We start from the raw sequence: 14,220 nt of genomic DNA on the forward strand, positions 1-14,220 counted from the left end.
ATATGAATTTCCATAGGGTACACCAGGGCCGCGCCTGCAGGCCAATGCCGCGGCAGGGGATTTGATGCATATTCGCTTACCTCTGTGGTCGCGCGAACAGATCACCAGTCATATCCGCCATTCTGTCTTGCTCTACTTTGGGATTGCCTGTGCTGTGGTGCTGTCCCTGCTCGCCATTGGTCAGCTGAGTCAGATCTTGCAACAGGTGGCTTCGGGACAGCTGCCGCTGCGGGTCGTGCTGCAGTTGTTGGGCCTGAGCGTTCCTACCCTGTTGGTGACTGTGCTGCCATTGGCACTCTTTTTTGCCGTGTACTTGGTCTTTGCCAATCTCTATCGACACAACGAGATGATGGCCATTCACGGTGCGGGTATTGGCTTGCAGAAGCTGCTGCTCGGCCTTTTGCCCAGCGTTCTGGTGCTCGTTCTCCTGGAGGCTGGTCTGGCGCTCTGGTGGGCTCCTGCCTCGCAACAACATTTACAGGACGAAAGTGCGCGTTTGGCGGCGGCGGCTGCACAAGCCCTGATTCAACCGGGTAGCTTTGCTCATCTTCCAGATGGACGGGTAATTTACGTGGGTCAGGAGGCTGGGAACAAAGATCGGTATCAGGAAATCTTTATCGATCTATCGCATGTGGGGGCGCCGGACTACGCAACGGCCGCCTATGGCAAGGTGCAGATCGACAAGAAGGCGGGGGTCTCGTTGCTGCTGATTGATGGTCAGCGCTATCTCGGCCAACCCGGTCAGCCGGGATACAAGATTTGGAGCTTCGCGCGCTACCGGGTCGACTTGGCCGCACCGCAACAAAGTGCGGCCGGTGGGCAGTCCTGGAGCGCAATGCCGCTGGTGCAGTTGTTTGCCGAGCTGGCGCGCCCAAATACGCATATGCACGCCATGGCCGAGCTGGAATGGCGATTTTTCTGGCCATTATTCCTTCCGGTCATCGTGCTTCTCGCGATTCCGCTGGCCTATGCTGAGCCGCGGCATCCTGGACGCGCGGGAGGGATTCTCGTGGGGATACTGTTGCTCCTGGGCGCAAACAATCTTCTGGTGGCGCTCAAGGAAAATCTGATTCAGGGCAAGATTGCACCAGTGCCCGGACTCTTCTGGACCTGGATTCTACTTGCAGTGTTGGCGGGCTATCTGTTCTACCGCCGGCAGGCCGACCTGCCGCTACTGCCAGCCTGGTTGCGTGGGGTTTTGCCATGAGACGTGCCGACTCCCTGCTCTTTCGTGGCATGCTCTTCTATAGCAATTTGGTGCTCTTTGTCCTGCTCGCCATGGTTTTTGTCGCACAAATCATTGCCAAGGCATCCGGACCAGGGCATGGGCACTGGACAACGGGCTTGTTGTTTCGCTATGTGGCGTTACAGATGCCGGAGACTGCCTACACCGTTATCCCTCTGGCGTTGTTGATTGGTGCGCTGATCTGGATCAGTCTGTTGAATACCCATTCCGAGATCACCGCGTTGCGCATGGCCGGTTGGTCTCTCGGTCGCTTGCAACGTCCCTTGTTCGGTGTTGGCCTGCTGGCTGCGGTGTTCATGTTCGTCCTGGGTGAATGGATCGTGCCGTATAGCTCCCTCGCTTCGGAAATGCTATGGGCCAATGCGGGAACGCATAGCTTCCAGGAGTTTGGCAGCGGGGGGTTATGGCTACGTCAAGGACAAATGCTGTTGCACATTCAGTCCGTAAGCGGCAATGGCAAGCAGTTACGACAGATTCACGTCTACTATCCGCGGCCAGGCATGAGCGGTATGGAGGAGGAAATCGAAGCGCAGACGGCAGAATACCGGCAGGGGCACTGGGTATTGCAGGATCTCCGCGAATATCACATCGGCAATCAGTCGATACGCTCGTTTGCGGAGACCGAACGCCCCTGGCACGTGCAGTTGGACCCAGAGACGCTACGCAGTTTTACCCATCACACCCGTACCATGACTTTGCAGACCCTATGGCGGAACGATCGCGATTTGCAAGGTGGGGTTCTGGCCATGAATCGCTTCGCCTTGGCCTTCTGGCAGCGCATTACCTATCCTTGGGTGGGATTGATCATGATCGCTTTGGTGGTACCGATGGTCATCCGTAATCCGCGTACTGGTGGCGCATATTATTGGATTGCCGCAGGCTTGGCGCTGGGTATCTCGTTTCACTTCCTCACCCAGATGTCTGGTTTTATCAGCGTTGCCGGTGGCATACCCCCTTCGCTTGCCACCCTGGTGCCGATAGCGCTTTTCGCCGCTTTGGCGTGGTGGCTGCAAGTCCGCCACCAGTGACCGTCGCCACCTCGTAGAGGTGGGGCTGCACTTGCCTCGGATAGGATTGTTGCAGCACACTACAAATTGACACCTCGTACTCTTGGGGAACGCCTGTGAACGATTCGGGACTGGTTGTGGCGCTGCAGAATTTTGCCAATTGGCGCAATGATTTGGCAGCTCTTGTCGAGCAAATTTCCGGGTTTTCCCATCGCCTTGATCTCTTGCCTAGTGGCACTATGCTGCGCCTAGAAATACTGGCGCGAGAAATCCGTGAAGAAAGAGTCACTATCTCTTTTTATGGTGAATTTGCGCGTGGTAAATCGGAACTGATCAATGCGCTCTTTTTTTACAATCAGGCATATCGCTTTCTTCCGTCGGGAGTGGGACAAACCACCATGTGCCCGGTGGAAATTTGCGCGGCAGAGGAAGATCGGATTGATCTTTTGCCCATGCAACCTAGCAGCCTGCATAAAAATATTGGGGATTTGAAGAAAAGCGCAGAGCACTGGCAGCGTATACCTATGGTTTTGACGGATGCGGAAAAAACGCAAAGTGTATTGCGACAGATTCAGGAGACGCAATGTGTTCCGCTTACCGAGGCCAGACGTTTCGGACTTTGTCCGCCGTTGGATAGTGCCCGTCCGCATCTTACCCATTGCCCTTCCTGTGGGGAAGGACGGGTAAAAATCTCGCGTTGGCGTTACGCGTTATTACGCTTGTCCCACCCATTATTGGCTGCTGGCCTGGTCGTTATTGATACCCCCGGGCTGAATTCCCTGGGTAGTGAGGCGGATTTGGGTCTGGATGCGACGAGATCTGCTGATGCCTCTATCTTCGTATTGGCAGCAGACGCGGGAGTGACGCAAAGCGATTTGCAGATCTGGGAACAATCCCTGGCAATTCTCAGCCGCCAGCGTCAATTGGTGGTGTTGAACAAATGCGATTTACTGTGTGACGAGATGGATTCGCCAGAATCTCGCGCTGAGAAGATTGCGGAGCAAAGGAAAAATACCGCCGACCGCCTGCAGGTTTCTTTGGATCAAGTGATTGCCATATCTGCGCGAGAGGCACTGATTGGTCGCCTGCGCCAAAAAGAGGACCGTGTTCTCGAAAGTGGAGTCGAAGACCTCGAAAGTGGCATTGCAAATGTTCTGATTCCGGAGAAGCGCAAGGATATCGCAAACAATACTCAAGCAATCTTGCAGCGGGCAATTACGGATCAACGGTTTGTTCTGGAAGAACAGTCGCAATCGGTTGCCGTAGAGATGGAAAGCATGCGCAGGCTGGAGGCCCAAGCGGGAGATCAGGTGCTGTCCCTGCTGGATAGACAAAGAAAAATCATTGACAATCTTGCCTTGGATAGAGATCAATTTTTTCGACTCCAGGAAGATATGAAACAGGAAGCCAATCGCGATCTTCTCGCCCCCCTTTCTCTGGAAGACCTGAATGATCTCATAGAGCGCGCGAAGAGTGATATTCTCGCCGTCTGGACGACTTTTGGTATTTATGAGCGGTTCAGTAATTTCTTTGTCAATACGATTGCCGGTTTTGACGAGGCACTTGCTCGCGCCAACCGTTTATCGGATAAAATGACGAGTGCCTATAGGGCCTTGGAGCAACAGTATGCACTTCCCAAGTTGGATACCTTGCCCTATGTTCTGCTGCCTAGAAGGGCAGAATTACTCGCTTTGTCCGATTACTATGAGCGCTTTGGAAAACGCCTAGAGATCGCCGCCTATCCGCAGGGCATGGTAGTGCGCAAGGCATTTCTGAACCTAGCCAGGCAAGTGCAAAACTTTGTTCTTGAGACGCGTCGCGATCTTCTCAGCTGGGTGGAAGAAAGTTTTGAGCTGATGAATGCGCACCTGCAGCGTTGCAGTGCCCAGGCGCAAGAAAAATTGCTTGCTTTGACCGCCATCGCTGAGTCCTCGGCCAGCATTCAGCAAAGAATTGACGCGCTGCGAATGAAGGAGGCGCGTATTCAGTACGAAATGGATGAGTTGGCCGCGCTACAGGCGGAACTGGATCGGTACTTTCAGACTCCGCTGGAGACGCCAAGCGCTGCGTGATAGCCGCAGCTCTGTGGCATGTCAGTCAGGAAGTTTTGCTGCGCAGCGTCTCTTCGTCAAAAGCCTGATCCAGGGTTTGTGATAGCTGTAACACCTGCCGGAATAATTTGGCATCTGCATCATCTGCCTGACTGCGTAAGCGCAGCGGCGCTAGTCCAGAAAAGCTGTTGGCGCGGTTGACCTCGGCATTGACTGCGCTGCAGTCGTTGCTGCGGTAAATGCTCAACAGCACTTCACGCGCGATAGGATCGTCCAATGCGCCTGACTCCGCAGCGTGGAGGGCTGCAGCGACGTCTTTGCCCTGCAGCAAGGAAAAGTTCACATGGTTTTCGAGAAATTCGATCAGCTCCGCATAGGTCATGGATAGACTCCTGTTAGGTAGGGCGCATGCCGCTGTTCAGAGATACCTGACAATGTTCGGCAACGCGTTGAAAATAATATTGTAAGTCGAGCGGCAGGGTAACGCCATCCAGCAGTCGCAGCAGATGGAAGTCCGCACACAGAACTAGGTCGATAATGGAGGGCCGACCCAGATAGAAACGTTGTTTGGCCAATAGCTTGGCCAGCGTACTGAGACGGGCGCGTTGGGCCAGCTGCTGATACGCGCCGTAGCGATCATTTGCCAGGGCTTCCAAACTCTGACCCAGGCGACGCTCGTTTTCCTGGCGGAAATATTGTAGATCCTCTGGGTCATCGGCAATCTCGGCAAAGGCGGGTTGCACGGGCACGATCAGGCGTTGCAGCAAAGCGTCGAGATCCTGGCGCCACTGGCAGAAGGCCTGCCACTCTCTTGGGTCAACGAAGCCTGCACCAAGAGACTCACCGCCAAGCTCCGCTTCCAGCCCGGGCAACTCGTCAAGCGCGCCGCTCCAGCAGCGCTCGCTCGTCTGCAATACCGGTAGGCCAGCATGACCCAGATCGAATGCGGTCTCTAGATCCTGTAAGGGTCTTGTCTCTTGCCGGTAGGCAATCCGCTTGGCGCCCAGGAGTAGACGGAGACGTAGGGCTTGGGGGTCCGACCAATGAAAATAGAGCACTGGCTCAGACAATGTTGGCCCGCCCCAATACGCTATCCCATTGCGCCGCTGTGATTGGCAGGATCGACAGGCGATTACCTTTGCGCAGCAACGGGCTATCGGCAAATTCCGGGATCTGACGCAATTCTTCCAAGGTGATGGCGGCTGCAAAGCGGGCGCGAAAACCCACATCCACGAGATCCCAGCGCGGCGCTTCGGGTCGCGATTGCGGGTCGTAATATTTACTGCTGGGGTCGAATTGCGTTGGATCTGGATGGGCGCGACTACGGACCTCTGCTAGCCCCACGATTCCTGGAGCGGCCACCCGGGAATGGTAAATAAAAACGCCATCGTCAGGACGCATTGCGCGCAGGAAGTTACGCGCCTGATAATTGCGAATGCCATCCCAGGGTTCCTGACCCCGCGCAGCGAGATCGTCGAGGGAAAAGGCTTCCGGTTCCGTTTTCATTAGCCAGTATGCCATCGCTTAGGCCCCCAAATCGATGCTTTGTCCCAAACGCGCTTGCAAAATGCTTCCCAAATACACGGGCAAAGTCCGACCGGAACGGCTATCTACCCAGGCACCTCCGGGGTCACGATCGAAACGCGCCGGTCCGTCGCTGCAGGCAAGCCAGATCTGGCCCACCGCCTCTTGGCGATTGAGGATGATTTCGCTGTCATCCGGTAAGTGCAGAGAGAGCACACTGTCGATGAGATCGGCCTCCACCTCCGGGGCTTGCGCCTCGATCTGCGAGAGAAGTCCTTGCAAACATTCCTCAACTGCTGCGGCAAAGCTTTGTGACATCGCACCCTCCTTAGCTCCATGATCGCTTTCTCGGCTTTGCGGAGCAAGAGCTGACTGCCTCGACCGCACGCAACCAGATCCGTTGTTCCTTGCGTAAGATGGGGCGGCTGCTGCCATGCAGCACGAGTCCCCCTTGCGGATGGGGCTGCAAATAGCCGCGCGCGAGCAGGTGGCGAAATACTTGTTGCCAGTCGCGCGGTGGCAGCTTGTGCCCAATGCCAAAGACCGGAAGACGATGGTGTTGCGCCTGGCGCACGCGCGAGGTATCACGGCCAAGCAGGATATCGATCAGATGCTGTACACCACAGCGTTGACCGCTGCGATAGGCGGCGGAGAGGGCCATCTGTGCCGCTTCGCTCGCGTCCCAAAGAGGCGGCGGTCGGAGACAATTGTCGCAGTTGCCACAGGGGTGTGCGAGGGTTTCGCCGAAGTAGCCCAGGAGCCGCTGGCGGCGACAGCCGACTTCTTCCGTTAGGTCGAGCATGGCCTGGAGCCGTTCCTCTTCGGACTGCTGTTGCTCAGGAGCGGCACCCGATTGCTGGATCATTTGCCGGAGCAGGAGCAGATCCTGCAGGCCATAGTGCAGCCAGGCCTCCGCTGCTTGCCCGTCGCGCCCGGCCCGCCCAGTTTCCTGATAATAGGCCTCGATGCTCTTAGGTAAATTGAGGTGCGCGACGAAGCGCACATCGGCTTTATCGATCCCCATGCCGAAGGCAATGGTGGCCACCATGATCTGGGCGCGGTTGCTCAAGAAATCCCGTTGATGCGCACTCCGTAGCTCTGCGCTCAGGCCCGCATGATAGGGCAGCGCCCGATAGCCTAAGCCCTGTAGCCAGCTGGCCGTATCCTCGACTTTGCGGCGGGACAAGCAATACACGATGCCTGAACCGCGTTGCTGACGGAGAAACTCGGCGAGCGCCTCGCGTCCGCTGCTACCTTGTTGCATGCGATAGCGGATGTTGGGTCGATCAAAGGACTGAACAAAGATTTGTGCCTCTGCAAGAGCCAAAGACTCGCGGATTTCTTGGCGGCTGGCGAGATCGGCGGTTGCCGTCAGGGCAACGCGCGGTACCCTGGGAAACAGGGTGCGCAGGCGTCCCATTTGCCGATATTCTGGGCGAAAATGAGGCCCCCATTGCGCCACGCAATGGGCCTCATCGATCGCCAGCAAACTGATGGGAACGGTGCGCAGAAGGCGTAGGGTACGTTCCTGCAGAATGCGCTCCGGCGCGCAGTAGAGAATGCGTAGTTCCCCGGCGCCCAAGGCCCGCTCTATTTCCTCCTGCTGCGCGGGAGATGCCGCGGAATGTAAGGCTGCCGCCGGAATTTTTCGTCGGCGCAGCGCCTGCACCTGATCGTCCATGAGGGCGATGAGCGGCGAGATGATGACGGCGGTGCCCGGCAGAGTCAGGGCCGGAATCTGATAGCAGAGGGACTTGCCACCCCCGGTAGGCATCAGTACCAAGGCGTCCTTGCCGGCCAGCAGGTGGGCGATGATGATGTCTTGCGGCGGGCGAAAATCGGAGTAGCCGAAGACCTTGTGCAAAATTTCTCGCGCCTGCGCGAGGGTGGGTCTAGGGGAGGAAACGGGTATCACGGGAGCTATGGGCGAGGTTCGCAGCGGCGAGCAGGGTACAACTGCTCGCCCAGATCAGTGCTGGAAACAAGCAGATCAGCAATAGCAAAGTAAGAATGCCGGTGACCATGGGCGATTGGGCCGCATGGGTGCCGGCGGCAAACAAGCCGACGATGACGACGATCAGGATAAGAACGGAAGCGAGTATCAGCCCGACCAGAAGAGGGAAAAATAGCCAGCCCAGACGATCGCCAAAAAGGCGCATGGCGCTGCGCATGGCGTCCCGGGTACTCAGGCCGTAGGCGGCATAGAGGGCGTATCCATATTGGAAAAAGGTGCCAACGAAATACGAGATGACAATACTGATCCAAAAGATCGGTTGTTGCGCTACGACGAGGGCCGCAGCGGGATCCGAATGCCCTTGCAGGGCTAGGTAGCCCGAGTTCTGCAGCAGCAACACATTGATGACGGCGGGCGGTAGCGCCAATAACCAAGCCTCTTGTTCGCGCAGGCTCCAGAAGGGTGCCAAGGCGGAGTAGGGGCGTCCTGCACTGCTCAGCGCGATGGCGCGAAAAAAGCCGATCAACAAGACATTGGTCCAGAGGCTCTCCAGTATCGTCCACAGTAGCCGCAGGGACATCATCTGCGCGGTCGCAATACTCAAAAGAGCAAAGCCAAACACCGCTAACAGACCGAGTAAGAGGAGGTTGAGGGCAAGTCGCCAAAAATGCGTGCGCAGGATCTGCCATGCGCCGGAGAGGACCTCGCCAACACCAAGAGTGGAAGCCGTGTATAATGGTTCAGGCATGGGCGGCATGCTCCAATCTTTTGCTTGCGAGAGGGGATGAAGCTTGCGCGTAGGGCGCACAGTGGACCTGCAGAATGCGGATCGGTGTTATATCTATACGCGCCGCACTGAGTTGTCGTCCCCAGACACAACCGCTATCGAGGGCCAGAAGGCGCTCTTGCACCAGCAGACCTTGGGTCGCCCAGTGGCCGCAGATGATACTCCCCTCGGGTTGTGCGGCGAAAAACCGTTGATGCCACGGAAGGAAGCTAGAGTCCGGTGGCTCGTTAGTCCAGGCATACAAACCATCTTCCCGTACCCAACGGGCGCGGGTAAGGACGGCCACGCGAAAGCGCTGGGCATCCTCTTCCGTACGGCAATCGCGCCAACGCTGTGGTGCATCGCGCTCCCACAGGTTGCGCAGGAAGCGTTTCCAATTCTTCCCGCGCAAGGCGCGCTGCACCATTTCTGCATGTCCGGCAGCCTCTGCCAAGCTCCATTCCGCGTCCATAGCGGCATGCACCATCGCCCAGGAGTCTGACTGCTCCTGATAAACCAAGGGCTGTTGGCGTAACCAATGAAAATAATCAGCGGCCTTCCCGTCGTCGAGGAGCGCGGCCAAGGTGTCGCTTTTCTTCGCCTTGACGAGGCCCGCCCAGCGGCTGATGGCGTAGAGATCATGGTTGCCTAGCACAAGTCGAATGCGGTCCTGTTCGGCAAAGGCCCATGCCAAGGTTTCGCGGCTTTGTGGTCCACGATTGATCAGATCCCCGGCGAGCCAGAGGGTGGAATAGCTGCCGATCGCCGATAAAAGCTCCCTCAGCGCTGCAAAACAGCCCTGTAGATCGCCAATTGCATAGACTCCAGGCACGGCGCTGGGAGCATCGTCACTCAAAAACTGATCACCTGATCACTCGCTTTCATGTTGCGCACGAGAGTCGCCATATTGCCAATCTTCACGCCCGGGAGGAAGGGGCTGGCGCTGTCCTCGGGTAAGGTGACGGCATGTAGCTGGCCACCCAGTTCCTTGATTTCCTCAAGTAGGTCGCAATGCGCAGGATGAACGGTCCGCGCCTCTTCGCGCAGGACGGCAACCGCCTCTTCTAAAAAGAACACATTCACTTTGATGTCGTCGGCAAGTGCAGCGATCGCCGTGCGCAAGGCATGCAATACCGGAGTACCTTCGCTGCCAGGGGTAGAGCGGACCAGGACTGTCCACTGTATGGTATCGTCGTCTTGCTGCATTGCCACTGTTCTCCGTCTCGATCTTTTGATTGTAGCAAAGGTTGACGGTGGCGTGGCAGTTTCGACTGAAAATCGCTACACTTTGGCAGAATTGTACCGCAACTACGAAAGGCAAGACTCATGACGGATATGGCAGCGCAAGAACCGGTGTTTATGATCGAGCGGATTTACATCAAGGACCTCTCCTTTGAATCGCCCAATGCCCCGCAGAGCTTTACCATGGCAGAGGCGCCCTCGGTCGATGTTGGACTGAACACGGAAACCCATGAAGTGCCTGGAACACCGGAACTGGTTGAGGTGGTCTTGACGGTAACGGTCAATGCCAAGAGCTCTGACAGCACCTACTTTGCTGTCGAGGTACAGCAGGGGGGGCTTTTCCGTTTGCAGAATATCCCGGAAGAGCATCAACCGGTTCTGTTGGCGGTACATTGCCCGACCATCCTCTTCCCCTACGCGCGCGAGGCTGTGGCGGATCTGGTGGGCCGAGGTGGTTTCCAGCCGCTGCATCTGCATCCAGTGAATTTCGAAGCGCTCTATCAGCAGGCGCAGATCGAACAAGCGCAGCACACCACCCAATAAAGTTAGATGGCGGTACGAACGGTGCTTGGGGCGGGTCATTGGGGCACCGCCCTCGCCGTGGCGCTGACGCGTCGGGGCGACGCCGTATTGCTCTGGGGCCGTTCCCTGCCGGATGCATCAGCCCATTCCGGCTGCCCCTTGCCACACTTTCCCCAGAGTCAGTGGCCGCATGCCCTGCGCTTGCTGTCCGGCTGGGAGGTGGCGCTGCAAGATGTCCATGAGGTCATTATCGCCGTGCCCAGCCATGGGGTACGCGCCATTGCTCGACGTTTGGCCCATTCTCTTCCCAGTGCAGTAGCCATTACGCTGACCAGCAAGGGGCTGGAACGGGATACCCAGCAACGTCTCGATCAAGTCATTGCCGAAGAATTGCCGCATCATCGTTGGGGGGTTTTATCCGGCCCAAGCTTTGCCAGTGATCTCATCGCTGGTCGTCCCTTGGCCATGACCCTGGCCAGTCATTCGTCCGAGTATCTGGATGCCCAGGCCTCGGCATGGCGTTCCGAGCAGCTACGAATCTATCCCAGTGCGGATGTTGCGGGAGTTTGTCTGGCGGGGGCCATCAAGAATGTCCTGGCGATTGCAGCCGGCATCTCGGATGGGTTGGGCTATGGCGAGAGTGCCCGGGCAGCCCTGATTACTCGCGGTCTGGCTGAGCTGCAACGACTGGGGATTGCGCTTGGCGGACGGGCAGATACCTTCATTGGCCTAGCCGGCGCTGGCGATCTCATCCTCACCGCCAGCAGCGATCTTTCGCGCAATCGGCGCCTTGGTCTGGGCATCGGTGCCGGAGCTGCGCCGGAACAGGTTCTGCGCGGGCTTGGGGAGGAGGTGGAAGGGTGGCGTAGTAGCCATGCCCTCTATCATTTAGCGCGAGAGCGGCAGATTGAGATGCCTATTGTCGCTGCGGTGTACCGCGTGCTGTATGAGGGGCATTCCGCAGCCGATGCATCGCGTTCCCTCATGCAACGAGGACTGTCGGTGGAGGGCTGATTTTGGCTTTGCTCCGTTTGCCTGGAGGGGATGACGCACGGCGACGGATTCCCTTCGCGCCTTTTCGCACGATTGGCATTCTTCTCGTGCAATTCGTGGTATTTGCCTTGCTGTTGCTCGGGGTCTTGCTGGTGCATACCAATCAAGACTTGAGTACGCTGAAGCACTATACGGCAAGCATGATCTGGATTGCTGAGATCAACCGTGACTGTAGTCAGGCTTGGCAGGAGCACGGCGCATCGGCTGCAATGCAGGTACTCTCTATCGATCTGCGACAATTGCCGTCGGGATTTACGACGCGGGAGGAAGGACCACAACTGCGCCAGCTGCGCGCACTCGCAGCGCAGGGGAATCCGGCCGATCTGCCACAGGTATTTGCGGATCTGAGTGCCTGGAATCTTGCCGCGCACCTGCATGGCCGTGGTTTGGTCCTCGCCGCTGGTCATGATTCCCGCTACACCCTGATCGGATCGGTGATTGCCCTGGCGGCCTTCATGATCTTCGTCATCGTCACCCTGATCTTTTTTCGGACTCGCATTCTGAGTCCGCTCCGTCGCCTGCAAGAAGCCATGCATTCCCTCGAACTGGGTGCGTTTCAACGCGTGGGGGAGGATCATGCGGATCCCGGAATCATTCCTCTGCTGCGCTATTACAATCAGATGGTGGGGCGCCTTCAGGAGCTGGAGCGGCAACGGCGTCAATATCTGCAGGACCTGCAGCAGGAAGTCCACGAGGCGGCGAGTACTTTGATGGCACAGCAGGCGGCCATGACCCGCTCCGAGCGCATGGCTGCCGTTGGCGAGGCTGCGGCTGCATTTGCCCATGAGCTGCGCAACCCTCTCGCAGGCTTGCAGGTGGGATGTGCCAATATTCGGCGCGAAATTCAGGATACCGAGCTCGACGCGCGCTTGGCCCTCATGGAGGACGAGTTACGTCGCGTGAGTCGACTCCTCGATCAGCAGCTGCGTGGTGCGCGTCAGGCGCGGGAGTCGGGGCAATGGGTGCGTCCGGACGAAGTGGCGGAAGCGTTGCTGAATCTGATACGGTACCAGCTCCCGCCCAATATCCGTTTAGGTCTGAAGCTCGGTGATGCGCTGGGCTGTTGTCTGCTCCCCGTGGATCAATTTCGACAGGCACTGCTCAATCTTGTGCTGAACGCGCAACAGGCATTAGAGGAGCGTAGCGGGGAAATTTCGGTGGAACTGCAGCGCGATGGTGATGGTCGGATACGCCTGGTGGTGGCCGATAGTGGTCCCGGTTTCCCGGCGGCGTTGTTGCGCGAGGGTATTCGACCCTTTGCCAGTGCCCGTGAACAAGGTACGGGCTTGGGACTGGCGATGGTGCGCCGCTTTGTACGTAGCCTGGGCGGAGAGGTGAAACTTACCAATCGTCCGCAAGGGGGCGCCGAGGTTGTCCTGATCATTCCCTGTCCAGAGCAGGTCGAGGAGTCCGAGCGTGGCTGATCCCTTATTGATCATCGAAGATGAGATCTTTCTCGGGCGGGAGATGCGTCGTTATTTTGAGAAAGAGGGCTGGCAGGTGTTCTGGGCCGAGCGCCTTGGCGATGCGGAGCAGCTCCTCGCAGATGATCTCAGTCCCTTGGTTACCCTGGCCGATCTGAATCTCCCGGATGGGAATGGTCTGGACTTGCTGGAACGCTCGCGGGAGCGGGGTATCCAAGGAGAATGGATCTTCCTTACCGCCTATGGCAGCGTGCCCGATTCCGTGCGTGCCCTGCGTCTGGGCGCCTACGATTTTCTCGAAAAACCGTGTGAAATGGAACGCTTGGCCATGGTAGTCCGCTCCGCTGGGCGAGCCGCCAGGGCGCAACGGCGGGTGGCAGATGACACCAGCCAGCACAGCCGGCGCTACAGCGCGACGGCTTTTCTCGGCACCAGTCCAGCGGCGCAACGAGTGCGCGAGATTCTGCAACGCCTAGCTCAGGTGCCCTATAGTGGTCTGATCATTTCCGGCGAGACGGGAACGGGTAAGGGGCTGGCGGCGCGGATTCTGCATTATAGCGGTTTACGGCGCGATGGACCGATGGTGGAGATCAACTGCGCCGCCTTACCGCGGGAGCTTCTGGAATCCGAGCTTTTTGGTTACGAAGCCGGGGCCTTTACGGGAGCCACCTCTCGCCATCGCGGTCTAGTAGAACAAGCGAACGGCGGTAGCCTATTTCTCGATGAAATCTCGGAGATGGACCTTGATCTGCAGGCCAAACTCTTGAAGGTGATCGAAGATCGTAGCTTACGTCGCTTGGGGGGAGACCGCACGATCGAAGTCGACGTCCGCTTTCTCGCTGCCAGTAACCGCGACCTCGATGCCTTGGTGGCCGACGGACGTTTTCGCGCCGATCTCTACCATCGTCTCAGTGTCGTGCGCCTTCTTTTACCTGCCCTGCGCGAGCGCAAAGAAGACCTCCAGGAGCTGGTGCCGCATTTTGTGGCGGAATTCAATGCCCAGGCGGGAAAGCGAGTACGACACATCAGCCCCGCCGTCTGGACGGCCCTAGAGAGCTATGACTGGCCTGGGAATGTCCGCGAACTGCGCAATGTGGTTGAACGTGGTGTGTTGTTCTCCGAGGGCGAGGAATTACCGTTGGAGTGGCTGCAATTGCCGGGGATGGAACCTGCCAGCGCGTGCCCGGCACCGGGTGCTTGCCCATTCGATGATCAGCGGCAGGTCATCCTGCCCATCGATGGCAGTATGGATCTGGATAGCATGGAACGTGAAATTTTATCGCGGGTCCTGCAATCCACGGATTACAACGTTACCCAGGCAGCGCGGATTCTTGGCACCACGCGGGAAACGTTGCGCTACCGCGTGCGTAAGTATGGTTTGCTGAGCGAGGATGGCTAGCAGAAGGCTTGCGCGAAAGGCCGGCGGCGTTT

15 protein-coding genes are annotated in these 14,220 nt (G+C 57.8%); 7 read left to right on the plus strand and 8 right to left on the minus strand.

The window, feature by feature from the left end; all coding sequences use genetic code 11:
* Window positions 1–64 precede the first annotated feature (64 nt).
* The 3 genes from lptF to M5D89_RS06760 all read left to right on the plus strand — a co-directional run bounded on the left by lptF (window position 65) and on the right by M5D89_RS06760 (window position 4,325).
* Complete coding sequence (gene lptF, locus M5D89_RS06750) at window positions 65–1,207, plus strand: LPS export ABC transporter permease LptF (RefSeq protein WP_248885069.1); 1,143 nt, start codon at window positions 65–67, stop codon at window positions 1,205–1,207.
* Window positions 1,204–2,274 (plus strand): LPS export ABC transporter permease LptG, encoded by a 1,071-nt coding sequence (gene lptG / locus M5D89_RS06755; RefSeq protein WP_248885070.1) that lies wholly within the window; start codon window positions 1,204–1,206, stop codon window positions 2,272–2,274. The genes lptF and lptG overlap by 4 nt, the downstream gene beginning before the upstream one ends.
* Window positions 2,275–2,369: 95 nt before the next feature.
* On the plus strand, window positions 2,370–4,325 hold the full coding sequence (locus tag M5D89_RS06760; RefSeq protein WP_248885071.1) for a dynamin family protein: 1,956 nt from the start codon (window positions 2,370–2,372) through the stop codon (window positions 4,323–4,325).
* 25 nt (window positions 4,326–4,350) lie between these two features.
* Here M5D89_RS06760 and M5D89_RS06765 read toward each other — a convergent pair whose 3' ends face one another.
* Genes M5D89_RS06765 through M5D89_RS06800 form a run of 8 tightly spaced genes read right to left on the minus strand, consistent with a single transcriptional unit; the run spans window position 4,351 to window position 9,754 of the window.
* Window positions 4,351–4,686, minus strand: a complete 336-nt coding sequence (locus M5D89_RS06765) for a hypothetical protein (protein ID WP_248885072.1) — start codon at window positions 4,684–4,686, stop codon at window positions 4,351–4,353.
* Window positions 4,687–4,699: 13 nt separating this feature from the next.
* Window positions 4,700–5,374: a glutathione S-transferase family protein gene (locus M5D89_RS06770; RefSeq protein ID WP_248885073.1), complete on the minus strand. Its 675-nt coding sequence runs from the start codon at window positions 5,372–5,374 to the stop codon at window positions 4,700–4,702.
* On the minus strand, window positions 5,367–5,825 hold the full coding sequence (locus M5D89_RS06775; RefSeq protein ID WP_248885074.1) for an EVE domain-containing protein: 459 nt from the start codon (window positions 5,823–5,825) through the stop codon (window positions 5,367–5,369). Before M5D89_RS06775 ends, M5D89_RS06770 begins: the two co-directional genes overlap by 8 nt.
* 3 nt (window positions 5,826–5,828) lie before the next feature.
* Window positions 5,829–6,146, minus strand: a complete 318-nt coding sequence (cyaY, locus tag M5D89_RS06780) for an iron donor protein CyaY (protein WP_248885075.1) — start codon at window positions 6,144–6,146, stop codon at window positions 5,829–5,831.
* A 10-nt stretch (window positions 6,147–6,156) separates the two neighbouring features.
* On the minus strand, window positions 6,157–7,692 hold the full coding sequence (gene recQ, locus M5D89_RS06785) for a DNA helicase RecQ (RefSeq protein WP_248885076.1): 1,536 nt from the start codon (window positions 7,690–7,692) through the stop codon (window positions 6,157–6,159).
* A 28-nt stretch (window positions 7,693–7,720) separates the two neighbouring features.
* Entirely contained in the window at window positions 7,721–8,530 is an 810-nt protein-coding gene (locus tag M5D89_RS06790) for a hypothetical protein (RefSeq protein ID WP_248885077.1), read from the minus strand.
* Window positions 8,523–9,404, minus strand: a complete 882-nt coding sequence (locus M5D89_RS06795) for a symmetrical bis(5'-nucleosyl)-tetraphosphatase (protein WP_248885078.1) — start codon at window positions 9,402–9,404, stop codon at window positions 8,523–8,525. Before M5D89_RS06795 ends, M5D89_RS06790 begins: the two co-directional genes overlap by 8 nt.
* Window positions 9,401–9,754, minus strand: coding sequence for a DsrE family protein (locus M5D89_RS06800; RefSeq protein WP_248885079.1), 354 nt, complete (start codon window positions 9,752–9,754; stop codon window positions 9,401–9,403). Before M5D89_RS06800 ends, M5D89_RS06795 begins: the two co-directional genes overlap by 4 nt.
* Window positions 9,755–9,883: 129 nt before the next feature.
* Between M5D89_RS06800 and secB the strand changes: the two genes are divergently transcribed.
* Genes secB through M5D89_RS06820 form a run of 4 tightly spaced genes read left to right on the plus strand, consistent with a single transcriptional unit; the run spans window position 9,884 to window position 14,188 of the window.
* Entirely contained in the window at window positions 9,884–10,333 is a 450-nt protein-coding gene (gene secB / locus M5D89_RS06805) for a protein-export chaperone SecB (RefSeq protein WP_248886445.1), read from the plus strand.
* A gap of 6 nt (window positions 10,334–10,339) precedes the next feature.
* The gene (locus M5D89_RS06810; protein WP_248885080.1) at window positions 10,340–11,326 is read left to right on the plus strand and encodes an NAD(P)H-dependent glycerol-3-phosphate dehydrogenase; all 987 of its coding nucleotides are present in this window, start codon (window positions 10,340–10,342) and stop codon (window positions 11,324–11,326) included.
* 2 nt (window positions 11,327–11,328) lie between these two features.
* Window positions 11,329–12,789 carry a sensor histidine kinase gene (locus M5D89_RS06815; RefSeq protein ID WP_248885081.1) on the plus strand — a complete coding sequence of 487 codons (1,461 nt, stop codon included), beginning with the start codon at window positions 11,329–11,331 and terminating at the stop codon, window positions 12,787–12,789.
* Entirely contained in the window at window positions 12,782–14,188 is a 1,407-nt protein-coding gene (locus M5D89_RS06820; protein WP_248885082.1) for a sigma-54-dependent transcriptional regulator, read from the plus strand. The genes M5D89_RS06815 and M5D89_RS06820 overlap by 8 nt, the downstream gene beginning before the upstream one ends.
* The last annotated feature ends 32 nt before the right edge of the window (window positions 14,189–14,220 follow it).

The sequence above is a fragment of the Acidithiobacillus acidisediminis genome (assembly GCF_023277115.1).
Classification (GTDB): domain Bacteria; phylum Pseudomonadota; class Gammaproteobacteria; order Acidithiobacillales; family Acidithiobacillaceae; genus Igneacidithiobacillus; species Igneacidithiobacillus acidisediminis.